Consider the following 25,830-nt stretch of genomic DNA (forward strand, 5'->3'; position numbering starts at 1 on the left):
TAATTAGAAATTTTATCTAAATAATATTTATAAGAAAAGGTCAAGATATTTCAAAAAATCTTGACCTTTTTTTGCTATTACATTTAGCAGATACACGTCAGTTTCGGCTTGCCCAACTTCGGGCTGTATAATGGCAAAACTCTATCCTGCAGACATACATGTGTGATGTAAATACTGGAAGCTAAAAAACGCGAATGGCCATAACACTTTTCATTTTCAAAAAGACACTTATTTGGAATTCGACTAAAAAACGGCTGCTTGATGTGTACAAGTCGAACACGCTATTTTCTGTTTTTTCATCGATTAATTTATTCGTTGAGCGCAATAAATTTTAAATATTAGACAGTGATTTGTTAAAGCATTAGAAATGAGGAAGATTTATATAAAAAAAGTTTTCTTTTAAAAAAGATATTTTTACCTTTGCAACCCCGAATGGGAAACAAAGGAGATATATAATTAATGGCTAAAAAACAAGTAGCAGAAAAAGAACTAGCAGCTAAAACAGCTGAACTTCAGGGATCAGACGAACGTTTGAACAAGAAGGAAACCATTGAATCAGAAGCTGATTCGATGTCGATTGAGGACATAAAGTCTTCTCTAGCAATACCAACAGAAGATTTTGATTGGGATGCTGACGAAAAAGTATTCGGAAATTACAATGATGCAGACCGTAAAAAGTATGAGGAAATGTATACCGGAACGTTTAACCAGATTACGAAGGGAGAAATTATCCCCGGTATTGTTGTTTCTATCAACAATAAAGACGTGGTACTTAACGTAGGTTTCAAATCAGATGGTTTGGTGTCTACTTCAGAATTTCGCGACACCCCAGATTTAAAACCTGGCGATTCAGTAGATGTGTTTGTAGAAGCACCTGAAGATGCAAACGGACAGTTGGTTCTTTCTCGGAAGAGAGCTAAAACCCAAAGAAGTTGGGAAGCCATTAATGATGCGCTTGAAAACGATCAAATTATTAGCGGTTATGTTAAAAGCCGTACAAAAGGTGGCTTAATTGTAGATATTATGGGCGTTGAGGCATTCTTGCCAGGCTCTCAAATAGACATTAAGCCAATACGCGATTATGACATTTACGTTGGTAAAACAATGGAATTCAAAGTTGTTAAAATCAACCATGAATTTAAAAATGTTGTCGTATCGCATAAAGTACTTATAGAAGACGATTTAGAAAGCCAAAAAGTAGAAATTGTTTCTAAGTTAGAGAAAGGTCAGGTATTAGAGGGAACTGTTAAAAACATTACAGATTTCGGTGTATTTATCGATTTAGGTGGTGTTGATGGTTTACTTCACATTACAGACATTTCTTGGGGCCGCATAGAGCATCCAAGAGAAGTATTGTCATTAGATGAAAAAATCAATGTAGTAGTGTTAGATTTTGATGATGAGAAGAAACGTATTGCATTAGGTCTAAAACAATTAACCCCACATCCTTGGGAGAATTTAACCGAAGACATCCAAGTTGGATCTAGGGTTAAAGGTAAAATTGTTACTGTTGCAGATTACGGAGCATTCTTAGAAATCATCCCAGGAGTGGAAGGTTTGATCCATGTTTCTGAAATGAGCTGGTCTCAAAACTTAAGAAACCCTCAAGAATTCTTAAAAGTTAGCGATGAAGTGGAAGCTGAAGTATTGACTTTAGACAGAGACGATCGTAAGATGAGTTTGGGTATTAAGCAGCTTACTACTGATCCTTGGCAAGAAGTTGCAGCCAAATATCCTGTTGGAAGTCAGCACACCGCTACTGTGAAAAACATGACTAACTTTGGTGTTTTTGTAGAAATTGAAGAAGGCATAGATGGCTTAATTCACATTTCTGATCTTTCTTGGAGTAAGAAAATTAACCACCCGAACGAATTTACCAAAGTTGGTGATGTGTTAGACGTAGTTGTTCTTGAACTTGATGTAGACAATCGCAAGCTTAGCTTAGGTCACAAACAATTGGAAGAAAATCCTTGGGATACTTTCGAAACCATCTTTACTTTAAACTCTATCCATCAAGGAACAGTTGTTAAGGTAACAGATAAGGGTGCCGTTATTGCACTTCCTTATGGTGTTGAAGGTTTTGTTCCTACTAAACACATGGCTAAAGAAGATGGAACGTCGGTTAAAGCTGATGAAACCAACGAATTTATGATCATTGAGTTTAATAAGGATTCTAAGCGTATCGTAGCATCTCATGCACGTATTTGGGAAGAAGCGAAAGCAGATTCTTTAAATGAAGAACGCGCAGCTAAGAAGAAAGAAGCGAAGGCTGCTGTTTCTGCGGTTAAAAAAGTAAAAGACTCTGTGGAGAAATCTACACTTGGAGACTTAGACGTTTTAGCGCAGCTTAAAACTCAGTTAGAGGGCGAAGAAAACAAAAACAGAGCTAAAAAAGGCTAGTTTTAGTTTAATAAATTACAAAGCGCCACGCCCAAACGGGTTGTGGCGCTTTTTTTTTCGCTATTGTTTCTCAAAACGATTAAGAAGCAAAGTGGAGCACTGCGTAAAGAGCGGCAGAAGAAATTAATATCCATAAAACCACGCCCTGTAAAAGCGGCTTAAATCCGACTGCCAACAGCACTTGCCTTGACAAGCCTGCTCCGATTAAAAATAAGGTAATCGTTAGTCCTACTCTAGCAACTGAGGTAATGTATTTACTTAAAACAGATACTTCTTCAACATAGGTGTTTGCTCCCATTGCAAAAACAAACAATAGAATAAAATAGGGAATCTTGATTTTTTTAGAATTGTTCTTAAATAAAAAGGTAGACAAAAATGCCACAGGAATAATCCATAGTGCCCTAGCAAGCTTCACTGTAGTCGCAACCTCCAAGGCTTTTGTACCGTATTTTGCCGCTGCTCCAATAACCGAGCTTGTGTCATGAATCGCAATGGCACACCAGAGCCCAAATTGGGTCTGCGATAGATTGAAATGATGCCCGATTAAAGGGAAAGCAAAAAGTGCTATAGAATTAAGAATAAATATACAACCGAGCGCCACAGAAATCTGCTTCTCATTCGCACTTATTACAGGTGCTATCGCAGCAATTGCACTTCCCCCACAAATGGCTGTTCCGGAGGAGATCAAATGTGAAGTTCTCTTGTCTATTTTTAACCATCTTCCCATCAAGTAGCCCATTAATAGGGTGCTGATGATTGAGAAAATAGTGAAGATCACTCCTTCTTTGCCTTCTTGCATCGCGGAGTGAACATTCATACCGAACCCTAAGCCAACAACAGAAAATTGCAACAACAAATTTGTTGCTTTGTGATTTAGTGCGATAAATGGATGGCCCGTAAACTGGGCTACAATTAACCCGAGTAGAAGTGCAACTGCAGGACTTAAAAGTGGCGTTGCGCATACTATTATGGCTGTAAAAAAAATAATCTGTTTAACTCTTGGACTAACCTTAAGAATTAGCCCATTTTTGACTTCTTTAGCAGTGTGTTGTATTTGCATATCGGTATTTTTGATATGCAAATGTCAGTAGATCTATGGAATGATTTTTATCATAAATAGGGATTTAAGATAACTTAAAGTTATTGAAGATAGGCATTATCAATTAAGGGAACATCCCTTTTTGCAGCCCTTCCGCATAAAAAGCAGATGGGGTGTAATAACTTATTTATTCTCAATAGAAAAAGAATACCTTTTTTTAAAATTAGACAAGTACCGACATTCCTATGTTTATATTCAACAAATCGCCCTATGGCAAAAAAGCCATCAATTAATGTAGGTTATAGCAGAAGCGAAGGCATCTAGGAATTGTGGCTCATTCTATTTACAGAGAAAGCTTTAAACGCAATTTATACGCTATAATATTATTTAATGGCAAGACACCTCAAACTTTTAAGCTTGGAGTTAATAAGATGTGGTTTATATTGACATTCAGATCAGCACCCTAATCTAGCACTTGATTTTTGGCAAATTTCATGAAAAGCGAAGCAAGAGAAGATACTTGCCCGTGGGGTGTTATAAAATTTAATGGACGCTCGATGATAAGTCCTTTAATGTCTATTATTTTAAGTTCGTTGTTTTTTAACTCTTTTAGTATAGAATGCACTGATAAAAAAGCCAATGCCTGGCTGTTAAGCAAATACGATTTAATACTTTCTGTCCCACCAAGCTGCATTTCAACCCAAAGATCTGCAATTCTAAGATGTTGTTTTAAAAGCGCCTCTGCTATAACCTCTAGCGTTCCAGACCCTGGTTCTCTAAGAACCAAGGGATAATTTTTAATTTCTTCTGGTTTTATAATTTCTTTCCTGATCATACTATGTGTAGATCGGCCCACCAATACCAACTCATCATTTAAGTATGAAAGATAGCTAAGCTTTGGGTTTTTAGAAAATCCTTCAACAATCCCAACTTCAATCTCCTTGTTTAAAAGGGCACCTTCGATATCTTCGGAGTTTCCCGTAATGAGATGAACCTGTACGGCATTAAATTTTTCATGAAAGAGTGCAAGCACTTTCGGCAAAATGTATTGTGCAACGGTGCTACTCGCTCCAATTTTCAACACACCGCCGTGCGCTTTATTTAGCGAATTCATGTCGTATTCTAGTTCACCATACAAGGCATTAAGCTGTTCTGAATAAGCCAATAAAACCCTTCCTGATGCAGTAAGAGTCATTTTTTTATTCCCACTCCGATCGAAAAGCGTTGTTTTGTACTGCAACTCTAATTCCTTTATATGCTTTGTTACCGCAGGTTGAGAAATAAATAGCGCAGCAGCAGCTCGGGTAAAATTTAGCCTTTTGGCAACCGTATAGAACACATGCAATCTAAAATCGAACATTATGCGGTTGATTGAGATAAAAGATTGATTTGGCTATCTGCTGGTCTCATTTTAAAAAAATTCTAGAAAAAACAAACCGGTTTGTCACGGATTTTTTTTATGGATGTACAATTGCCCATCCCTGATAATCTCTAATTATAATTTCGCCATTACCACTAGGTACGTAACTAATGAAATCAAATAAGGAATTTTTGTCAATCTTTCTTTCTCTAACGGTGTTTTCACATTGAGCTAAAATAACACCATCCGCTTTTAGCGCTAAAAGTGTTTTCTCAAAAATTCCTTTTTTATCGTATACCAATACTCCGTCACCAAAAGCGATTAACTCTAGCTTTAGCTTTCCTTTCAATCTTGGATCTTCTAAGGCATTTCTCATGTTTCGAAGTGTGCCGGCAATCTTTTTCTCATCATTGCTGTTGATGACATACAGCGCCTTATAGCTTTTTAAAGTTGCTTCAGCACCTTTAAATGTTGTGTCGCGAACCTGCGCAGTTGCCTTGCCAAACATGATAACGGTGACAAACAAAACAAAAAATAGAATTAATTTTTTCATACGAAGATTTCTTTACTTAATACTTAATTTATAATGGGTTTAAAGGCATAATAGTTTTGAAGTTATAAAATCTTTCAAACACAAAAAAATCAATCCCCTAAATCAACGCTGAGTCATTCAATATTTCAAAATTATTTTCATTTTATCTAATTATCGGTGGCAATTATTCAAAGTTTTAGTTTAACAGGTGATTGGTAAAATTCTAAATGGAGCCGAATTATAAGGTGATTTAAATCGAAAAAATAATAAAAGCGACTCATACTCTTGAACTACATGATCTGCAAACTTTTTATATGTTTTTTTATTTTTAAAGCGAGCTGTTCTGGAAATATCCCCGCATCTACATTTCCAATAGCAAGAGCTTCTTCCACAACAACTATAAGTGCTACCTTGCCTTTAACCTTTCGGCTAAATAAAATCCATATTTAATGCTTTTAATGACAAAGGAAAATCGTCCGCTACAATTACAATTGATTCAATATTCATCATTAAATTTGTGTTTATAGATTTCTTGCTGTAAGAATGCCCCCATACGCAGCTAAAAATCCTAGTGCAATACTCGCAAACGCATAAAGGAACGTCGTAAAAATTTGATGATCACTCATGAGCTGTACATTCTCGAAGGAAAAAGACGAAAATGTAGTGTAGCCGCCACAAAAACCTGTAATTAAAAATAGGCGCCAGCTTAAAGCACTTGCGCCCAATGTCTCCGTATAAAACACAAAAAAGCCAATTAGGAAACAGCCCGTAACGTTAACGAGGAAAGTCCCGTATGGAAAAGCAGTGTTTATCGATCCTGCTATCCACCGATTTACAATAAATCTTAAAACACTTCCTAAACCGCCACCAAAAAAAATGATAACTATTGCCCTCATAATTTAGTTTTAATTTCCCAAGATGTTACAGCTTTAAAAACAATCATTTTCCCTATCAGCAGCTCTGCATGTTTCTTACAAAAATTCTCCAACTTGCTTTTCTCGTCTACTAACTCGACACATAGAAACAAATCTGCATTGTCTAGTTCTACATGCGCTGTAGTAATTTTTCCATACATAAAATAGCCACTATGTATTTGATACACTGAGGCGTTCATTAACTGATCGTCTTTTGCGTATTGAACGATCTCCTTGTACAACTGTTTTGATTTGAGTCTGTTCATGAAACCTGGTTGTTTAATCCTGTCTTTCGGCTTAATATAGATCTGTATTTTACCAAGGGTTTTTTCAACTATTTCTGGATCAATCATCATGTCCTCTTTTTTTAAATAACAATCCATACTTTCGCAATTTCTGGTGCATATATCCTCGTCGTTTCGTTGCTTGTGACAAGGAAGTCTCCTCAGCAAAATTTTCATCGAAAATCTTGGGTACTCCGATTAACTGCGAACTGTAAATACCGGAATGGCCACTAAAAAAGTAAGCTGTAAAACACGCTATGGCAAACAACAATACATGTTCTCCGCCAAACAGCTCCACGCCCATAAATGTACAGGCAAGCGGGGTATTTGTAGCGCCAGAGAACACTGCAATAAATCCTAAGGCTGCAAAAAGTCCGACAGGTGCATCTAAAAATGTAGATAAGGTATTTCCAAGTGTGGCTCCAATGTAAAACAAAGGCGTTACTTCTCCCCCTTTAAATCCTGTTGCAAGCGTAACCGACGTGTACAACGTTTTCCATAACCAACTCCAGGTATCTGCTCCACCTGCATGAAAAGCTGATTGAAGCGTAACTGCGCCCGAATATTCTGCATCTACGCCAAGACTTAAATAATCCGGTTTGCCGTTTATAAAGGTTAGACCTATAATAAAAAGGCCGCCAAAAATAGGGATCAACCATTTAGACCTAAATAACTTAAGGCATATACCCTTTATTTCATGTACCATTCCCGAAAACAAGTAACTCGCAAATCCAAATGCAGCCGAAGCAATTATTACTTTTCCGACCAATAGAATATCCATGTGTAGAAAACTATTAAAAATGTATGGCGCTTTTGAAAGCGCCGCGATGTGATATTGGGTGTGGTGTATGTGCCATGCCGAAACAGTAATATCTGCTACTATTGCCGCCATTAACGATGGAATAAGCGCTTCATATTGTATTTGTCCGATGGTTAACACTTCCATTGCAAAGATGGCACCTGTTACTGGAGTACCAAATACGGCGCCAAAACCTGCGGCAACACCAGCGGTGAGAATCGTGCGCATGTCTAATCCCTTTAATTTAAACAATCCGCCAAACATGGCTGCAATACTGCCTCCGATTTGCACCGCGGTTCCCTCTCTTCCGGCCGAACCCCCAAATAAATGTGTTATAACGGTGGTGACCAAAATAATCGGCGCCATTCTTTTAGGTATTCCTCCGCCCTCGGTGTGTATTTGTTCCATAATCAGGTTATTTCCCTTTTCAGAAGATTTACCCACAGATTGATAAATAAAATGGATGACTAACCCTGCAATAGGAAGTAAATAGAGCAGCCATTTATGATCGAAACGTAAATGTATCGCAGCACTTAAAAGCCAAAGAAACAGCGCCACTATGCTGCCGATTACCACCGCAACTGGCAACACAAAAATTGTCCAACGGATAAAATGCCTAATAATGGCAAAATGTTCTGTTAAGGGGATTTTAGGTTGGTGTTTTAGATCGGGAATACTCATGGCTTAATAAAATTTGGTTTAATCTCTGTTCCTATAATATTCCTTCGATGAGGCGTCCTCCAAAATTTGAAGATTGATTGAAGATGAAGTTCTGCCGACCAGAAAAAAATTATTTCAGAATCTCCATTTAATAATCCGAAAGCAGCGCGGGAAGTTTGAAAAAACTCAGAAATAAACAGAATGCGATAAATGAGGGGTGGGCAGTGTTCAAGAAATTCAATACATGCAATCATCTACAATAAATTTATTACCATAACGATTATCGATACGGAGATTAATATTGTAGGCGCCATCAGCTAATGCGGTTTTGAGGAAGGACACCATTTCCTAACGCAAAGATATAAAAACTTATCTCTCCAACAAATTATTAGGAGAACGAGATGCCTAGAATAATAACATTTCCTTTTTCTAAAAGTTAAAAATATTTATAAAAACAAACCATTCGTTCGGTATCTTTGAGAGTGGAAAATCGTTATAGAAGAAAAAAAGAGCCGGAGCTAGCGAGGCAGGCTATTCTAAATGCTGCGGTAGAAATTGGGGCAACCGACTGGCATAAAGTAACCTTTCAGTCGATTGCAGAAAAAACCGGCTTAAGTAAAGGTGGAATAATCCACCATTTTAGTTCTAAGGAGGAATTATTAGATTGTATTGTGACTCAAAGCCTCGAAGCACTTACACATTGGATATTTCAGGAAAAAAGGTCAACCGGAAATGGAAGCATGGCGTATCTTCAGGTTATTCTTAAAAGAAATGGCGACAAAAACTATAAGTGTACTATGCGGGTAATTATGCAAGCAATCTTGGTAAACGAAAAATACGTATTGATGTGGGAACGATGGTTTGCTGAGCATGTTGTTGATGCTTCTAAAAATGAGCAGAGTGTAAACAGCCTGATCATTAATTTGGTTACAGATGGATTGTGGTATGCTGACAATCTCGGCCGCAACCAAATAAGCACAATAAAAAGACAACAAATCTTCGAAAAACTTAATCACCTAGTCACAAATATTAAAGATTAGTCAACCATGGATGAAGAAAACCAATTGTTAGTTCATCAGGACAGAAAATTTTCTGGCATTAATTACTCAGAAAAAACGTTAAGGAACCGAGAATTTATAAACTGTGAATTTTTAAACTGCGACTTCTCTAAAGCAGATTTAAGCGAAAACGATTTTGTAGATTGTCAGTTTTTGGATTGTAACCTTTCGCTTACTCTCTTAGCCCGAGGTGGGTTAAGTGGTGTAACGTTTACTGGATGCAAATTATTAGGAATTGATTTTTCCAACTGCAATAAGTTACTGTTCTCATTCACTTTTAAGAAGTGTTATATTGAGTACTGTACTTTTGCTGGTACGAGGCTTCGAAAAACAGTTTTTACTGATTGTTCCTTAAAAGAAACTGATTTTCAGTATACAGATCTTAGCGACAGTATTTTTAAAAACTGCGATCTTACCGCAGCGACTTTTGTAAACACAATATTGGAGAAAGCGGATTTTAGAACAGCTGTAAATTACAGTATAGATCCGTCATTGAATAAAATTAAAAAGGCTAAATTTTCTGCACAAGGATTATCTGGTCTTCTTGATAAGTTTAATCTGGACATTGACTATGCTTAATAATTTGTTTAGATTTCCTCATTTATTATGATAGCGAAATCTGTTTACTTCAAATAAATCAGGCAGAAAAGGTGTATCAAAATTCCTGTCAAGACACAAATTTAAAAATTATGATTACTTTCAAGCTCGTCAGGTTTTAGAACACAAAATGGGTCAACTCAAACTCAGAGAAGTTCGAGTTGACCCATTGCTTTAAAAAGTTTTAGGACCATTTAATTTTAGCATTTTGGCAGTGAATCAATCCCTGTTACAAGAAGGTTCCAAACCTCTCAAAATGGCAAGTATATCCGTTTGGATTCATAAGTAAATAGTCTTGATGTTCTGTTTCAGCAGGCCAAAACTTTGAAAAACGCTCCAAAGAAGTAACTACTTTACCGCTCCACCTTTTGGAATCGTTAACGATCTGAATGACTTCCTCCGCTACTTTTCGCTCTTCTTCATCCTGAATGAAAATTGCTGAACGATAGCTAGATCCTCTATCGTTTCCCTGTCTATCTACCGTTGATGGATCGTGAACTCTGTAGAAAAAATCGAGAATTTCTCTAAAGCTGGTGTTTGCAGGGTCGTAGGTTAATTCAATGCCTTCGGCATGGCCAGGATGATTTCGATAGGTCGGATTTTCATTCTCGCCACCTATATAGCCCACTTCGGTATCGATTATTCCAGGTCGAACTCTAAACAAATCTTCCATCCCCCAGAAACAGCCACCGGCTATATATGCTTTTTTGTAGTTGTCCATTTACTATGTTTTTAGCTTGATTAATTGTCAACTTCCATCTTTACTGTCTTAAACGACATCTCTTTTTTTTCTGTCAGCAATCAGGTATAAACCTGTTAAAGTTTCACTGAGCCAAAAAAAAGGTTACCGCTTGGACGAATAAAATTGATCGTAAACTGAAACATTTCTTGAACAAGTTTCGCACCAAGTTTTTTAAGTCTTGAAACTAGTAAATAAAGTGACTTCAAGAAGACCATAATTTTTTATCTTATTTAATCTCTAATAATTTCAGACATAGAAATTTGTTTCTTGCTGGCTTTGTCGTTGATGCGATGAAATTTAAATTAAATTAGTTCAAGATGAAAATTAACTAAACCGTAAGCAATGGGATTTTATAGAAACTTATTTGCTTTAGGTTTGCCCTCCAAAGGAGAATATTCATCAAATCTACTATCGACAAACCAGTTGCGAACCATGGCAAAACGCATTGACGTTTATGCTTGCTTTCACTAATGAATACCAATTAAGAAGTTTTACGATTCTAAACCAAAGGATAATTAATGCTGATTTCCACTTCCATCTGTTTGGTAGGCGCCAATGTCATTTCCGGGAAGCGTAATTCTTGCCCCGAAAGTGCTTGAAATTTTTACCACGGCTAACGGGCTAAAATCAGTTTTGCCCCTGTTATGGCCCTGCGAACTGGGTTGCAAACTAAAATTAGAACTCCCTACCGTAGTGATGTACGCTGGCATCAACGAAGCTGTAATTGGGCCGCTGTTACTTGTATAATCAAACTGATCTACATCATAATTAAAGAAATTTGGATTTTTATCTTTAGCGATCGAACTCTTCACATCTGCGCTTTGTAATTTTGCAACGGCATCTGATGCTAGAAACTCAGCTAGAATTTTGGCCGTGCTTCCATAATAATATTGATTGTTGTATTTAATATTGGCTTGATCTGCATCTGTAGTGATCCTTAATCCAAATCGACAATTTTCAATCAGATTATTGTAAATTAAGCCTCTAGCTCCTTGTTCATAGTTAATTGACCCACCTCTGCCCGTTTTAGTTTGACGAAAACCACCATTGGCCATTGTATTGTTATACATATTAACGTTACACTGCACGGTTGTACCGCCAGAATTAGAAGCTTTTAATGCGTTAGTAGCCGAACCAATACACATGTTGTAAGCGACATCTCCAATGGTTCCACTTTTCATATTCAAAAATTCTCCACCCGCTTTTCCGCAAAGTTCAAACGTATTTCTCATTACAGCAATTTTTCCCCCAACTGTTCTAATCGCATCATCTACCGAACCAAAAACCCAACTATCCTCTAAAACAAAGTCTTTCTCTATGTTTGCAAAATAAATACCATATCTCGCATCTCCATCTTTATAGATCGCTGCATCATTTCCATAGCTTGCCGCGCCTGCAAATTCTATGTGTGTCCACTTAATAATTAAATCGCCTCCTTTTGGATTTGGTTTATCAATAGTAACCGGAGCCGGTGTAGCCAAAATACCTCCCCAACTGCCCTTAAAAACATTCGTGTAATTTCCTGAAGCAGCCTCTACGTGATACTTTGAGGCATCGGCAACGGTAATGTAATTTGGTTTCTCTCTAGTACCCAAACTTATCAAGGTACCATGTACGTTAATTTGTGGCGCATTATCTTTGGAACCATCGCCCACGGCAATTAGAGTTACGCCACTTTGCAGCAACAACGTGTCGCCATCGTTTACCGTAATGTCTTTGTCGAAATAGTAAGTCTTTCCACTTTCCAAGGTCCCCTTAATACTTCCACCTGGTAAATTTTCGGAAGTGATCAAAGAGCCTGTCTGAACAACAGGTATTGAAAGCGTTAAAATCTCCTGTTTATGGCAAGCGCCAAAAAAAAATAGCGCAGAAATTATAAGTATTGCAGAACATATTTTTTTCATAATCTTAGAGTTTATAGCGTAAACCAATTAAATAAAATTGTTGATAGATGTCTTTTCTTACAAATACATTTTTACCTACAGTTTGCTCGCGAACGTCTTGATTTATCGTTGCTGCGGTAATTTCGTAAGGCTTTCTAATTTCTAGCTCAGAAGGCGTATTTAGCAGGTTATTTGCTTTCAGATAAATAGAGAAACTTTTATAAACCTTTTTTTCAGCTGATAAATCTAAAGTAACGGTTCCTTTTTGCCAAATGTCGTTATCCAAATAAGGTGATACAGTGTAAATTCTAGCTCCAGTGTACACAGCTGCAAGTTGAGCGTCTATGCCAGTTTTTGCATCTTTAAATAGTATAGAAAAATTCCCAATATTTTTCGATTGCCCCTGCAGCGGTCTCGTTTGCTGCTCTTCTCGTTGCGTTAACGACGTTGTTTGTAGATCTCGATACAACACCGTTTTTGGAGTGGTAATTTTAGAATCTACAAATGTATAATTGGCCCGAAAACCAAATTTTGAAATGTATTTAGTGATGTCTAACTCCAATCCATAATTGGAAGCATTTCCAAAATTTTCTGCTGTGTAGAAAACACTTGTTGCTTGATTTATTAAGGCGTACTCTATTGGGTTTTTAATACTTTTATAAAATATACCGACCAAGAATTGGTCTAATTGCTTTGGAAAAAAGCCATACCTCAAATCAAAATTATCTGCGGTGATTCTCTTCAAGTTTGGATTACCCAACTCTTGATAATCTGCATCAGGATCTCCTCCTGTATGAGGAATCAATTCGTAAAAACCCGGTCTACTTATTGCCGAATAGTAAGATAAGCGCAGGTTTTGCTTTTTTGTCAATTCATACTTAAAATTTAAACTTGGCAATAAATCAGCGTATTTCTTTGACCCGTTCGCTCCCACTGTTTGGTTTACATTTGCTGATGTTACCCAATCTTGTCTCGTATTTTCATACCGCAAACCACCAAGCGTTTGTAGTTTGCCGATAGTAAATTTAAACTGTGCATAAGTTGCTCCTACCTTTTCATTAAAGTGATAATTTAAAGGATCACTTGGCGAGCCAGCAACCGATTGTACGGCGAATGTATTGTTTTGCACGTTTCCATCGTAGGTTTGGGTTGCACTTCCCGACAATTGTAGCGCATAATCATCATAAAAACTGCTTCTACTTTTCACTCGATACATTCCTCCCACAGATAACTCTACTTTAGCATTTGCTATTTCTGGTTTGTAGATAAAATTTAGAAATCCAGTTTTGTCTTCATCTTCATTTTTTGCCCAGATGCGAGATTGCGCAGCACCCGTCGAGTTGAAGAGTGCTGGTTGCTGCACAACACCTACTTTCTTGCCACTTGTATCCAAAATTGCTGTTACCCCAGTCACGATGTTAAGACTTGCCAGATCGGGCTGATTCGCCGTTGCTTTGGCATACACCAACGACCAATTCATTTGTAACCTATGTGCCAATTTATTTTCGCCATGTAAGTTGGTACTAAAAATTTGCTGAACTGTTCGCGTACTGCGATAGTTGTTGCTCACACGCCCAGTACCCATCCCTACACGAGCCAAATTTAGCGTAGTATCTGTTTGAAAACGAAACTGATTTTGGCCCAGATTCATGTAAGCTGCATAAAAATCTAGCTTATGATCATCGTTAAATCTATAATCTAACTTTAAATGTGCACCTGTTCTTTCTTGTTGAATGCTGTAATTCCTACTTTGCACACTTTTTAAAGCCGGTTCATTGTTCGTGCGATCTACATCTGTATCATAAAAAATAGTATTTGTAGTTTTATACGTGTTTTGATAACTTATTGCACCTAGCGCTCCAAACTTTCTATTTTTGGAGCGTCCTCCAACAGTTAATCCAAATATGGATGAAGTAGGTGCGCTTTTTCTATTATAGTTGAGTGGATTATTTGGAAAATCTGCAAGCGTAGCAGCGTAGTTATTTCCCTTCGCAACTCTTGGTGATGTTTTTTCGCTCGCGGAACGGTCAAAACTTGTAAAACTTTGATCAAATAATGAGCTTGCTAACCCAACTGCAGCATTTGCACGGACACTAAATTTATCTGGCGCATCTTTAAGCACCAGATTAATTGCACCGCCAATCGCATCACCTTCTAAATTTGGCGTCAGCGATTTATACACTTCCATTCGGTCTACGATATCTGCCGGAAAAATATCCAAGGGAACATATCGATTTTTATTATCGGGACTAGGGATTTTGACTCCATTGACTAAGGTATAATTATAACGCTTATCCATTCCTCGTATAATGGCGTATTGGCCTTCGCCATTATTGCTACGCTCTATTGAAACGCCAGAAACCCGCTGAGTGACGTTTGCAATCGTTAAGTCCGGAGAAATTTCTATTGCCCTGGCGGAAACTGCATTTAAGATAAGATCACTTTTTCGCTCCAACGACCTCGCTTTATAATCACTCCCTTCATCGGCTTTGCCAGATATCTTAACTTCATCCAAATCTTTAATTTTCGAGGCAATTTGCAAATTCACAACTTTGATTTGCTCGGCCTTTAATTCAAAGCTTTCGTCTTCATCCTTATAAGAAATATAATCTGCCTCCACTTCATATTTCCCCGGCGCAAGGTTTCTAAAAACATAGGTACCATCTAACCCTGAAGATACAGAGACTTTAAAAGTCTTTTTGTCATTCTTTAATACAACGGTTGCGCCAATAATAGTTTCTTTTGTATTTCTATCGGTAATTGTACCGCGAACTACCCCTTTATTTTGAGCGACTGCTATTACACAAAAGATGAGATTGAATGCCAACAGGTAATATCTTTTCATGTACAGTTTTTTTATCGCAAAGAAACTGCCCGAACTTTAACTTAATTGCAATATAATATTACCATAATGTTAAATGATTTATGTAAACATGGAAAAAGTTATTCGTCACTTAACGTTCTCTAAATAATAGCCCATATCTTCATTTAACCCAACCTTTATCGCCTGTAGCTTTCTTATATAAAAATCCCGTACAATCGTCCAATCGTAATATGGAAATGTTTTGGTTTTTAACCCGTTAATCGAAACTTCATTTTCGTTGAGTAGAAACTTAATTTTAAATTTTCCGGTCGCAGCATTTTTATATAAAATCCATTGAATATTTGCGCTAAAAGGTATCACATGCGCTGCTTGCCAAATGGTTTTAAATGAAGAGATGCTTGTTGTTGATTGAGACGCCCCTTTAATTCCCATTATTGCCGCAAATGGAGCTATTGTTTCTGCGTGTGCGAACCTTAAATCTGCTTGGGGTACTCCAGTTTTCAAGAAGTTATCTGTAGCGTTAATAAAGTCGACTAAAAGTGGCGCTGCTATTCTAACTTGAATGCCATTACTATTGGTACCCGGACCCTTTTTTAAAAAATCTTCTGCGTCACCTAATCTACCCAACGTTTCTAATGCTGACTTTGTAAAGTATTTCCTAAACTCTACATCTGCTACCGATAGATTTGCTTGTTTAATTTCAATACCAATTGCATTTTCTATGGCATAAAACCCATAGATGTCCTCTATAAAATCAGCTTCTTCTTTTTCATTTATAACAAAAGGCTTTAAAAAAAATTGTGCAGTAAACTTCTTCTGCATTTCTTTAAATTTAGTTTGTTTACTGAGTGCGTCGTAATAGTGCTTCCAATCTCCATCTTCCTCAAAATTTAGGTATGCCTTGGAAAAATCGTAGAAACGCAAATGAATGTCATCTGCATAGTTGTAGTTTACATTTTGGGCTAGACCTGTTTTTTCTGCTTTTAAACCCTGTATAAATGCTTCGGCGCTTTCTTTGGTTCTACCTTTCTTGGTCGTATAAACGTTTAACACGGTATTTGACGATGAGAAAACACTCTCTTCTCTTAAATACATTCGTCTGGCAATACCTTTCTGTTCGGCTGCTCCAATGCTAGAGATAGAACTGATATTTTTCTCTTCAACTTTATCGAGATTCAAAACCGCTTTTCGCAACTTAACTCCTACGATGCTGAGTAAATGCAAACTGTCTGCTTTCTGAAGCATCCTGTAAGCCAACGAGATTTTAACATCTTTGGTTAGGTGTCTCGCACCATGTCGACCGACATAATTTATGTAAACAGCCTTAAAACCGAAAGGCATCTTTGTAAGCGGATTGTGAGAGGGTTGATAGAGCGTCTTTGTCCCCAAAGATGGAAGATTTATTTCTTGCGCTTTACATCCAAAACTCAAGAAAAACAACAGAAAAATAATAAGCCTTTTCATACATTTATTTGTTTCAAATGTAAATCTTCTAATATTAACTTATTATTAAATTCATGTTTGGATATGCATATAATTCTGCGATTTCATCGATTTGCATTTTTTTTGGCACGCTGATGTACACAATCCAAATTATAAAATTAGTTAAAGTAATGTTTTCCTCTCCCAACAAAATCCAATAAAATCCAATAAAATTAACCAATTATAAACAATTTCTTAACCAACCGTTAATTGCGGCCACTTATCTTTGCATCAATAAAACGAAATTATTGATGAAGTTAAAACTTTTACTCCTTTACAGCATACTCGTAATTTGTATTGCCGGCTGCTCTAAAAAAACGCACGAGATCGTTCCAGTAGATCCTCCAGCTTCCCTAAAGCCTTATTCAATAATCGAAGACTTTGAAGACGGTAGCAAGGCTGCATATAAATTGGATACCATTCAATTGGCAACAGGCAAATGGGCGCTGAATGATGCTTTGGTAGGGTCGACTGCTGCAGATATTAAAAATGGAACGAAATCCGTTAGGCTGCGGTCTGGTTATATTGCAATGGATTTCGACATCGCCGGACTAACCATGCTTTACATCAAACATGCCAAATATGGAAACGATGCCAACTCTACGTGGCAACTTCTAATGTCTACAGATGCAGGGAAAACTTACGCACAATTAGGAAATGATGTAGCAGAGACAAGTCTAACCTTGGTAAGTGATTCATTTAAGGTGTCAACAACAGGAAAAGTTCGTTTCCAGATTAAAAAGACTGGAACAAGTAGGATCAACTTAGATGATATTACCTTTAAAGGAAGTGGAGATCCAGAAATAACTGTTGGCACCCCAGACACCAATCCTAGCGATTCAACCGGCACGGGCATGGAAACGCCTGGCAGAGGAACTCCTGTTGCGGGCGCCGATGCACCTCCTTCATCGGGTGACAATAGTGATCTTTTAATGGGTAACCCAAGCGGTGCGCAACCAAGTATACTTATGGGAAACAATTACTTGATCGATCAACATTATTATACCGAGTCTTACAGTATGGCGAATGCCGGACCAAATTGGGTTAGTTGGCACCTTGATAAAGGCAATTTCACCGGTGCTGTAAAACGACAGGATGATTTTGCGGCTTTTTCTGGTCTTCCAAGTGGTTGGTATGAGGTACAAAACAATTCTTACAGCGGATCGGGCTTTGACCGGGGCCACAATTGTCCAAGCGGGGATAGAACGAGTTCTACCGATGCTAATTCAGCTACTTTTTTGATGAGCAATATGATTCCGCAGGCACCAAATAACAATCAGAAAACCTGGGAAGCCTTGGAAAGCTATCTCAGAGCACAGGTTTTGAGCGGAAATGAAGTATACATTATTATGGGCGCCTACGGTTCGGGCGGCATTGGGTCAAAGGGCAATGTATCAACCTCAATAAATGGAGGTAAAGTAAACGTACCTAGCAATGTATGGAAAGTTGCATTGATCATGCCCATTGGAAACGACGACTTACATAGGGTTTCTCCATCCACCCGCGTTATTGCAGTTAGTACCCCAAACATAAATGCGGTTAATCCCGATTGGAAACAATATATCGTAACGGTAAGAGACATAGAAAAGGCGACAGGATATAATTTATTTTCTACGTTGTCTCAAGCTGTTCAGGATGCCGTAGAGACTAAAAAAGATACCGGAAACTAAAAAGGCATTCAACCTAGAAAACTAATCCTCAGCCTTGTAGAGAGGTTTCTTTTATGTTTTTAAAGCCAAACGACGCTTTATGATTCATAGAGGAATCTTTATTTTTTACCAAATAAAAAAATAGTAGTTTACAGATTAACTAAGGAAAATAATCAAGCGTATTAGAAGCTGAATTGACTAACAGCGCTGAATTAAGACATCTTTAGATCGCTAGCTGCGCTATACACGCCTCATTTAAAGTTAAAATACAATTTTCATATCTGCCTTTCAAATGATTTATTTGTCATTGGACAACAACTAAAAAAGCTCCTCAGCCGATTTACCCATCTCTTGAAATTAACGTTTTCAAAAAATGGCTCTCTAAATCCATCTTTCTTTAAAAGGCCGGTTTTTTACATTTTTCCCTGTTATAAAACTTAACATAAATCAGCACAATGTGACTGTGTTAACTTATTAAATTTTATTTTTAAGAAGCTGTTTCTATAAATGTTCCTATGAGAAGGTAATTAAACCCGTTAATGGCACTTAAAGTAGTCAAATTCGTAATTTTAGTACATACAAAAACGATATAACTAATTCATTGTAAATTTTTTCCTCTTCCAAGAGAGATATTGTTTTTGCAAGGTTCGGCAATTTTACTGAAAAAAAAACATTAGAAAGATAAAAAACCTTCTCTAAGTGATTAGAGAAGGTTTAAAGTACCCAGCGCCGGAATCGAACCGGCACAGTTTCCTATCGGTGTTTGAGACCGACGCGTCTACCAGTTCCGCCAGCTGGGCATTTGTTTGTGCGGGTTGCAAATGTAGCCAAGAAAACGATATTTTGCAACAAAATTTTTAAATAATTCTCAGAGACAAAAAACTTTAATTTGGGCGCTCATCCTTCAGTTTTTTATCAACGACGAAGGGCATAAACGGCAGCAAAGAAGCAAGAAAAATCAACACCGCTTTTCCAAACTTCCATTTCTGTTCTTGCCAAGCCATTATCAATAGTGCGGCATACAATACAAAAAGCAACCCGTGGGCCCAACCTGTATATTTTACTGCCAATGGCATGCCTGCAAAATACTTTAACGGCATGGCTACGAACAACAGCAACAGATAGGAAATTCCTTCTGCAACCGCTACCTTTCTAAAAATTGTTATTGAACTTCCCATAGCAGATTTAATCGTTTAGTCGTTCTTTGATGCGGCTAATGTATTTTTGGCGATAATAAATATCTTTAATTTCCTCTAACAGCGGCAAATCTTCATATTCAAGCTCATCGTGCGAAAGCGTAAGCTTCCTGAGTGATTCTTCTAGATCAGCAGATATTTCTGCAACTTGCGTTCTCACGCCATCCAGTTGAGCACTGTCTTCCTCAAGCTCCAAATCCATCAATGCCTCGTTTACGTTCATCATCTCCAGTAAAAACTCTTGATTAAGTACGTATTGCTCCCCGTAAATTAATACATTCTTTAATTCGAGCACATATTTTATTCGGTTTCGCTCGCCGCTGAAGATTTTAAAGGCTTTATTGTTTTCCGTCGATTTCTGTAACATCTCCTCCTGCTGTTCTGCGGGTTCATTAGCAAAAAAATCAGGATGATATTTTTTGCTTAACTCGTAGAACTTAGATTTAACCGCTGCTTGGTTAAGATGAAATTTTATCGGAAGATTGTAGAACTCAAAATAATTGGATTGCTCTTTTTTATCGGTCATCCCTGTTTTAATAATTTTTGTCAACTATAAAATTAGATGAATAAATTTTTTGGCTTGGAATGCGTTAAAACACCTGAAAAACATCTAGTTGATTCACTAAAATCCAGATGACATTCCACTCCAATCTAACTCTGCCAACCTGCTAAAAAATTATGGTTTCTTACTTTCCAAACGCTTTTAAAATATCATTACCGAAGGCAAAAACCATTAGTCCTATAAGCACTACAAAACCCACAATTTGTGCTTTTTCTAACACTTTCTCACTCACTGGTTTACGCTGTACCATTTCTATCAATAAGAAAACCACATGGCCGCCATCTAAACCGGGGATGGGAAGTAAGTTCATAAATGCCAACGCAATGGAGATTAAACCTGTAAGCGTCCAAAATCTAGTCCAATCGAACGTGCCGCCATAAACTTTTGCAATTCCCACAGGACTACTAATGTTCCGAGCACTTACCTTTCCAGTAACCATTTTACCAATGCCTTTAGCATTGTCGGCGAACATGGTCCAGGCCATATTTGCTCCTATCGGCATCGCTTGAAAAAAGCTATAATCGATGGTGGTTTGCTTAATTTGAGATATGTTTGGGACATAACCTAAAATACCGGCTTTATTTACGTGTGCTACGAGCTGCATAGATCGTCCGCTTCTAATCAGTGATAGCGTAATTTCCTTGCCCTTATTTGCTTCGATTATCGGCTTTATCTCATCTTGATAAGCGACAGGCGTCCCATTCACCGCAGTAATGTTATCTCCAACTTTTAAACCGTCTTTAACGGCATTGCCAGTTGAATCTAAGGCATCTACCACTGTACGTAAGCGAGGTTCTACAAATAATGCTTTACCATCTTTCAAACTGCTCAAAAAATTATCTGGAACCCTAATGTCTAATACTTTATCTCCACGTTCTACAGTAAGAACTACACCGCCCATAATAACCTTTGAACTCTTAAGCTCCTCAAATCGAACTACCTTTTTACCGTCGATAGCAACAACCTTATCTCCATTTTTCAAACCAATCTGCAGCGCAGGCGCTCCTGCCTGGATGCCATTAACCACCGCACTATTCGGCGTAAATGTTTGTCCATAGCTAAAAGTCATTATCCAAAAAATAATGATGCCGACAATAATATTTACGAAAATACCTCCAAGCATTACAATTAGACGCTGCCAAGCCGGTTTTGCTCTAAATTCCCAAGGCTGTATTGGTTGGTTTAATTGCTCAGTATCCATACTTTCGTCAATCATCCCCGCAATCTTTACATAACCTCCAAGCGGCAACCATCCCACTCCATATTCTACTCCACCTCGCGTAAAACTGAACAGTTTAAAACCCCAGGCATCAAAAAACAGGTAAAATTTTTCAACTTTAATACCAAATGCCCTAGCAGCCAAAAAATGCCCTAGTTCGTGCAGTATCACTAAAAGAGACAAACCAATTAAAAGTTGACCTGCCATAATCAATCCACTCATATCTTATTCTTATTTGATGTTATCGTTTGTAAATATTTTATCGACCCTAAAATTTGCAATTTATATACCGACCTCCAACCATTTATGCCTTTATTGAAGAATCACTATACTTGCAATTTTCCATTAGATGTTAATGTTTAAAATTTGTTACCAATTCGCGTGCAAAGATACGGGTATCTTTATCACTTTGTAAATAATCGGTTAAATGTGGTTTTTCTATGAAACGCATTTCTTGCATACACCGCTCTATCACATCGCTCATTTCTAAGAAACCAAGACTATCATGTAAAAATGCCTCTACTGCCACTTCGTTCGCCGCATTTAAGATACAGGGCATATTACCTGCCATTTTCAGCGCATCAAATGCTAGTCCCAAATTTCTAAATGTTTTTGGATCTGCTTGTTGAAAACTAAGATTTGGATATGACAGGAAATTGAATCGTTCAAAACTATTTTTTAGCCTTGCGGGATAGTTCAATGCATATTGAATTGGTAATTTCATATCTGGAAGTCCCATTTGCGCTTTCATAGAGCCATCTGTAAACTGAACTAAAGAATGTACAACAGATTGTGGATGTACAATTACGTCGATCTGATCTGGCTCCAAATTAAAAAGCCATTTTGCTTCTATCACTTCCAAACCCTTGTTCATTAAGCTCGCAGAATCTATGGTGATTTTTGCGCCCATTACCCAGTTCGGATGTTTTAAAGCTTGTTCTTTCTTCACTGTCGACAGAAAATCTCGAGTTTTATTTAGGAAAGGCCCACCGGAAGCAGTGAGATAGATTTTTTCGACTTCGTTTTGCTCTTCACCCACTAAACATTGGTAAATGGCCGAATGCTCTGAATCTACAGGGAGAATTTTAACACCGTACGTTCTTGCCAGCTGAGTAATGTATTCTCCAGCCACCACTAAAGTTTCTTTATTTGCTAAAGCAATATTTTTTCCAGCTTTTATGGCTGCCACTGTTGGTTTTAAGCCAACAGAACCCATTACAGCGGTCAACACAATGTCAGTTTCTTGCAATTCAGCCACTTCTGTTAACGCTTCTTCACCTGCATACACCTTAATTTCAAATCCTGATAAAGCGCGTTTAACCTCTCTATACTTCAACTCATCACAAATTACTACGCATTTAGGTTTAAATTCGATCGCTTGCTCAATAAGTAATTCGGCATTTTTTGAAGCAGTTAATGCAGTAACCGCAAAAACAGTTGGATTCTCTCTAATGACTGAAAGTGCCTGTGTGCCAACACTTCCTGTGGAACCCAAAATGGCAATGTTTTTAATGGGTTTTTTTGTTGATTTATTGTTCAATTGCGAATAGATTGTTGAATTGTATGGGACTGTTGAATTATTTGAGGATTGCAATGTCTTTAAAAATTTGTTCTATTACTCAAAAATCAATTAGATTTTAAATTTCTCATTCTTAACTTTTTTAACAATTTATCAATTTCCTTTGGTAACATTTTCTTAACTGTAAAAATTTTGCTTGAGTTTATCCATTAATTAAATTTTTAAATTTTGCTTTTCCGTTCCAAGCTAAACATCGTTTAACAGCGCCAAAACTATCACAGTAAAATTTATTTTATCTTTTTGATAATACCCGCCAAAATAGTCGGCACTATGAGCTGAAATAAAACTACAGCTTTTATAAATTGCTGCCCAATAGAATATTTTGCAAATGCATCCAAGTTTGTAGCTACCTTGCGAACCAAATGAGTTGAATGTAACGCTTTTTTGTGAGCTGTTATTTGACTTAAATACTGCGGGTATGTTTTTTCCATCTAATTTTTCGAGTATTTAGAAAAACATTAAAGCGTATAAAATAGACCTTCCAACAATAAAATAATGTCGCAATAAAATAATTTATAAATCCACATACCTCTCTAAACCCTCAGCCAACTTTCGATCGTTGCTCAGTCTCGGCACTTTGTTTTGTCCTCCCAGTTTCCCTTGACTTCTCATATAATTTACAAAGGAATCTTTTTGCAACCTACGTATTTTTAGCGGTTGTAGAACCTTACCTTCTATCAAATCAAAGTAATAAGAATTTTTTTGCTGCATTGCTAAGTCCAACTTTACGGCAAAGTCTTCTAAATCATCAAGTGCAGTAGAAAATTCTATGAACCACTCATGAAAAGGAAGTCCTTCTTTAGGGTTTACCTGTGGAGCAACTGTAAATTCTGTAACTTTTAAATTACTTTCATTTGCAACTTGCATCATCGCTTGCTCCACTTCTTCGCCAATTACGTGTTCCCCAAAAGCAGAAATAAAATGTTTGATTCGGCCTGTGACCACAATTTTATATGGATTTTTGCGCAGAAACTTGATTGTATCACCAATACTGTAACCCCAAAGACCAGCATTGGTAGTTAAAATAAGCGCGTAGTTTTTATCCAATTCCACATCTGCTAACATAAATCTTGGAGGGTTTTCGTCGTAATATTGATCGGCCGGAATAAATTCATAAAAAATCCCCGCATCGACCAATAAAAGTAACCCTTTGTCTTTTTGAGAATCCTGGTAGGCTATAAATCCTTCAGAGGCGGGATAAGTTTCTATAGAATCTATTTGCTTGCCAACAATTTCCTCGAGCTTTGCGCGATAAGGTTCGAAATTAACTCCACCATAGATAAATAAACTGAAGTTTCTAAAAACATCTGCTATCCGTTTCCCTCCAGATTTCTCCGAAAGTTTGTCGAAGTACATCTGCACCCAAGGCGGAATGCCAGAGATCAGCGTCATATCTTCATCGATCGTTTCATCCACAATTGCATCTATTTTTCGCTCCCAATCCTCTATGCAATTAGTTTTATAACTAGGAAGCCTGTTTTTTTGTAGATATGCCGGAACATGGTGCGCTACAATGCCAGACAGCCGGCCAAGGTTGATGCCGTTTTTCTTCGTTAGAGTTGGACTCCCCTGTAGAAATATCATTTTTCCATTTACAAAATTTGCATTGCCAGTTTCGTTAATGTAGGTTAAAATGGCGTTTCGTGCAGCTTTAGTATGTTCTGGTAAGGAGGCTTTGGTAATCGGAATATATTTCACGCCTGAGGTGGTCCCGGACGTTTTAGCAAAATACAGCGGTTTAGCCGGCCACAATACATCAGCCTCTCCTCCCATTATTCTGTCAATGTATGGCTTTAAGTCTTCATAGTCGGTTATTGGAACACGCTGTTTGTAATCATTATAACTAGTTATGTTTATAAAACTGTGGTCAGACCCAAAAGCTGTTTTTTCTGCTGTTCGAACAAGCTTTAACATGGTTTGTTGTTGCGCTGCTACAGCATTTTTTTTCCAACGATTAATTTTCCAGACAACAAATGCCGCAAATGGCTTGCTCAAAATTGATTTCAATCCCATAAAATCGATCTCCTAGAAGGAAATTCCATATTCAATATAAATAATTAGTTAGCTTACTTTTTCACACATTTGATTAATCAATTCTAAAATTCCAGTAGGAGTTTTTTAGGGATTACACAATGTTATGAAAAATAGTTGGATTAGCTTCTCCTTGATATTCGTCCATCATTTTACGGTAAGCAACCGTTAAACTAACCGCCGTTAGTGGAACAATAATAAAAGAAATAAAGGACAGTGTTAAGATGATTAGGTAAATTTTCCCTGGAATGAGGACATTATTATCTCTCAAATAACCATATAGATAACCGAAGGTGGCTAATACTGCAAGCAACAAAAGCAACTTGGTAAAATTTCCTTTGGTTAGAGCTAAGCTAAACTTTACGGATAAAAGTGCATGGTCAAAAAGTGCACGAACAGTTATTGCAATTCGTTGAAAAAAGCTGCCGGTAGTTTTTGAGAAACTTATTTCTTGAAAAGTTAACCTGTTTGCTTTACGGTCTATAATGAAAAAGGGGAAAAAAGAAAGCCTCACAAATGCAATTAGCGCAGAAAGAAAGCCGACAACAATAAACATGTTAGAAAAAGAATTGAACATCTTTTGGTCGACAGAAAATGCCTTGAGCTTAAGTAAAAGATAAAAAATAGAAAAAGGTATCAGCGCGGTAACCAACATAATGAAAAGCAAAATGAAGACGAATACAACAGATGCAATTAAAAAAGTAACAATCTGAACCTTAGTTGGAATGGTTTGTACGATCAGTACGTCTTCCTGTTCATCATCTAACAGGTGAAAAACATACCTGAAAAGGGTAAGGTTAAGTGTAAAATAAAGCAATATAAACACCATTAACATAAATAGGCTTAAAAAGATGTCTATTTCCCTCAAAAGACCCGACATAATGGTAGAAGCCATGGAAGTGATAAACATTAAAAAGCACAGCGTAGCGATAGACAAATAATGCTTTCTAGTTATCGCCCATGCCTTTTGAATGACGTCATTAACGGCAAAAGTACTTTCTCTTAAATAGTCTATCATGA

21 protein-coding genes, 1 tRNA gene and 1 riboswitch are annotated in these 25,830 nt (G+C 37.3%); of the genes, 4 read left to right on the forward strand and 18 right to left on the reverse strand.

Going from position 1 to position 25,830, the window contains the following annotated elements; all coding sequences use genetic code 11:
* Positions 1 to 459 precede the first annotated feature (459 nt).
* A complete protein-coding gene (gene rpsA / locus ACVWYG_RS02185) occupies positions 460 to 2,400 on the forward strand; it encodes a 30S ribosomal protein S1 (RefSeq protein ID WP_457268490.1) in 1,941 nt (646 codons plus the stop codon).
* A gap of 79 nt (positions 2,401 to 2,479) precedes the next feature.
* On the opposite strand, the gene ACVWYG_RS02190 is transcribed toward rpsA, so the two are convergent.
* The 6 genes from ACVWYG_RS02190 to ACVWYG_RS02215 form a co-directional block, all read right to left on the reverse strand.
* Positions 2,480 to 3,460, reverse strand: coding sequence for a YeiH family protein (locus ACVWYG_RS02190; RefSeq protein WP_457268491.1), 981 nt, complete (start codon positions 3,458 to 3,460; stop codon positions 2,480 to 2,482).
* Positions 3,461 to 3,902: 442 nt separating this feature from the next.
* A complete protein-coding gene (locus ACVWYG_RS02195) occupies positions 3,903 to 4,799 on the reverse strand; it encodes a LysR family transcriptional regulator (RefSeq protein WP_457268492.1) in 897 nt (298 codons plus the stop codon).
* Between the two features lie 97 nt (positions 4,800 to 4,896).
* Positions 4,897 to 5,352: a DsrE family protein gene (locus tag ACVWYG_RS02200; RefSeq protein ID WP_457268493.1), complete on the reverse strand. Its 456-nt coding sequence runs from the start codon at positions 5,350 to 5,352 to the stop codon at positions 4,897 to 4,899.
* A 500-nt stretch (positions 5,353 to 5,852) separates the two neighbouring features.
* Positions 5,853 to 6,227, reverse strand: coding sequence for a fluoride efflux transporter CrcB (crcB, locus tag ACVWYG_RS02205; protein WP_457268494.1), 375 nt, complete (start codon positions 6,225 to 6,227; stop codon positions 5,853 to 5,855).
* The gene (locus ACVWYG_RS02210) at positions 6,224 to 6,628 is read right to left on the reverse strand and encodes a DUF190 domain-containing protein (RefSeq protein ID WP_457268495.1); all 405 of its coding nucleotides are present in this window, start codon (positions 6,626 to 6,628) and stop codon (positions 6,224 to 6,226) included. The genes crcB and ACVWYG_RS02210 overlap by 4 nt, the downstream gene beginning before the upstream one ends.
* The gene (locus ACVWYG_RS02215; RefSeq protein ID WP_457268496.1) at positions 6,591 to 8,009 is read right to left on the reverse strand and encodes a voltage-gated chloride channel family protein; all 1,419 of its coding nucleotides are present in this window, start codon (positions 8,007 to 8,009) and stop codon (positions 6,591 to 6,593) included. The genes ACVWYG_RS02210 and ACVWYG_RS02215 overlap by 38 nt, the downstream gene beginning before the upstream one ends.
* A 276-nt stretch (positions 8,010 to 8,285) precedes the next feature.
* A riboswitch (Fluoride riboswitch) is annotated at positions 8,286 to 8,346 on the reverse strand.
* 124 nt (positions 8,347 to 8,470) lie between these two features.
* Between ACVWYG_RS02215 and ACVWYG_RS02220 the strand changes: the two genes are divergently transcribed.
* Both ACVWYG_RS02220 and ACVWYG_RS02225 read left to right on the forward strand, forming a co-directional pair.
* Complete coding sequence (locus ACVWYG_RS02220; protein ID WP_457268497.1) at positions 8,471 to 9,028, forward strand: TetR/AcrR family transcriptional regulator; 558 nt, start codon at positions 8,471 to 8,473, stop codon at positions 9,026 to 9,028.
* Between the two features lie 6 nt (positions 9,029 to 9,034).
* The gene (locus tag ACVWYG_RS02225; protein ID WP_457268498.1) at positions 9,035 to 9,625 is read left to right on the forward strand and encodes a pentapeptide repeat-containing protein; all 591 of its coding nucleotides are present in this window, start codon (positions 9,035 to 9,037) and stop codon (positions 9,623 to 9,625) included.
* 247 nt (positions 9,626 to 9,872) lie between these two features.
* Here the strand turns inward: ACVWYG_RS02225 and msrA are convergent, their stop codons facing one another.
* The 4 genes from msrA to ACVWYG_RS02245 form a co-directional block, all read right to left on the reverse strand.
* Positions 9,873 to 10,364 carry a peptide-methionine (S)-S-oxide reductase MsrA gene (gene msrA, locus ACVWYG_RS02230; protein WP_457268499.1) on the reverse strand — a complete coding sequence of 164 codons (492 nt, stop codon included), beginning with the start codon at positions 10,362 to 10,364 and terminating at the stop codon, positions 9,873 to 9,875.
* Positions 10,365 to 10,900: 536 nt separating this feature from the next.
* Positions 10,901 to 12,289: a hypothetical protein gene (locus tag ACVWYG_RS02235; protein WP_457268500.1), complete on the reverse strand. Its 1,389-nt coding sequence runs from the start codon at positions 12,287 to 12,289 to the stop codon at positions 10,901 to 10,903.
* 4 nt (positions 12,290 to 12,293) lie between these two features.
* Complete coding sequence (locus ACVWYG_RS02240; RefSeq protein WP_457268501.1) at positions 12,294 to 15,113, reverse strand: TonB-dependent receptor domain-containing protein; 2,820 nt, start codon at positions 15,111 to 15,113, stop codon at positions 12,294 to 12,296.
* A gap of 105 nt (positions 15,114 to 15,218) precedes the next feature.
* Entirely contained in the window at positions 15,219 to 16,556 is a 1,338-nt protein-coding gene (locus ACVWYG_RS02245; protein WP_457268502.1) for a histidine-type phosphatase, read from the reverse strand.
* 269 nt (positions 16,557 to 16,825) lie between these two features.
* On the opposite strand from ACVWYG_RS02245, the gene ACVWYG_RS02250 reads away from it, so the two are divergent.
* Complete coding sequence (locus tag ACVWYG_RS02250) at positions 16,826 to 18,244, forward strand: DNA/RNA non-specific endonuclease (RefSeq protein WP_457268503.1); 1,419 nt, start codon at positions 16,826 to 16,828, stop codon at positions 18,242 to 18,244.
* A 699-nt stretch (positions 18,245 to 18,943) separates the two neighbouring features.
* On the opposite strand, the gene ACVWYG_RS02255 is transcribed toward ACVWYG_RS02250, so the two are convergent.
* From ACVWYG_RS02255 to ACVWYG_RS02290, 8 genes are all read right to left on the reverse strand, one after another.
* Positions 18,944 to 19,023, reverse strand: a tRNA-Leu gene (locus ACVWYG_RS02255).
* Positions 19,024 to 19,107: 84 nt separating this feature from the next.
* Positions 19,108 to 19,401 (reverse strand): DUF3817 domain-containing protein, encoded by a 294-nt coding sequence (locus ACVWYG_RS02260; RefSeq protein ID WP_457268504.1) that lies wholly within the window; start codon positions 19,399 to 19,401, stop codon positions 19,108 to 19,110.
* 7 nt (positions 19,402 to 19,408) lie between these two features.
* Entirely contained in the window at positions 19,409 to 19,969 is a 561-nt protein-coding gene (hscB, locus tag ACVWYG_RS02265) for a Fe-S protein assembly co-chaperone HscB (protein ID WP_457268505.1), read from the reverse strand.
* 136 nt (positions 19,970 to 20,105) lie between these two features.
* Positions 20,106 to 21,422, reverse strand: coding sequence for an RIP metalloprotease RseP (rseP, locus tag ACVWYG_RS02270; protein ID WP_457268506.1), 1,317 nt, complete (start codon positions 21,420 to 21,422; stop codon positions 20,106 to 20,108).
* Between the two features lie 130 nt (positions 21,423 to 21,552).
* Positions 21,553 to 22,713: a 1-deoxy-D-xylulose-5-phosphate reductoisomerase gene (locus ACVWYG_RS02275; protein WP_457268825.1), complete on the reverse strand. Its 1,161-nt coding sequence runs from the start codon at positions 22,711 to 22,713 to the stop codon at positions 21,553 to 21,555.
* Between the two features lie 293 nt (positions 22,714 to 23,006).
* Positions 23,007 to 23,210: a hypothetical protein gene (locus tag ACVWYG_RS02280; protein ID WP_457268507.1), complete on the reverse strand. Its 204-nt coding sequence runs from the start codon at positions 23,208 to 23,210 to the stop codon at positions 23,007 to 23,009.
* 82 nt (positions 23,211 to 23,292) lie between these two features.
* On the reverse strand, positions 23,293 to 24,792 hold the full coding sequence (locus ACVWYG_RS02285; protein ID WP_457268508.1) for a GH3 auxin-responsive promoter family protein: 1,500 nt from the start codon (positions 24,790 to 24,792) through the stop codon (positions 23,293 to 23,295).
* Between the two features lie 112 nt (positions 24,793 to 24,904).
* The gene (locus ACVWYG_RS02290) at positions 24,905 to 25,828 is read right to left on the reverse strand and encodes a hypothetical protein (RefSeq protein WP_457268509.1); all 924 of its coding nucleotides are present in this window, start codon (positions 25,826 to 25,828) and stop codon (positions 24,905 to 24,907) included.
* Positions 25,829 to 25,830: the final 2 nt, after the last annotated feature.

The sequence above is a fragment of the Pedobacter sp. UYEF25 genome, from assembly GCF_054061655.1.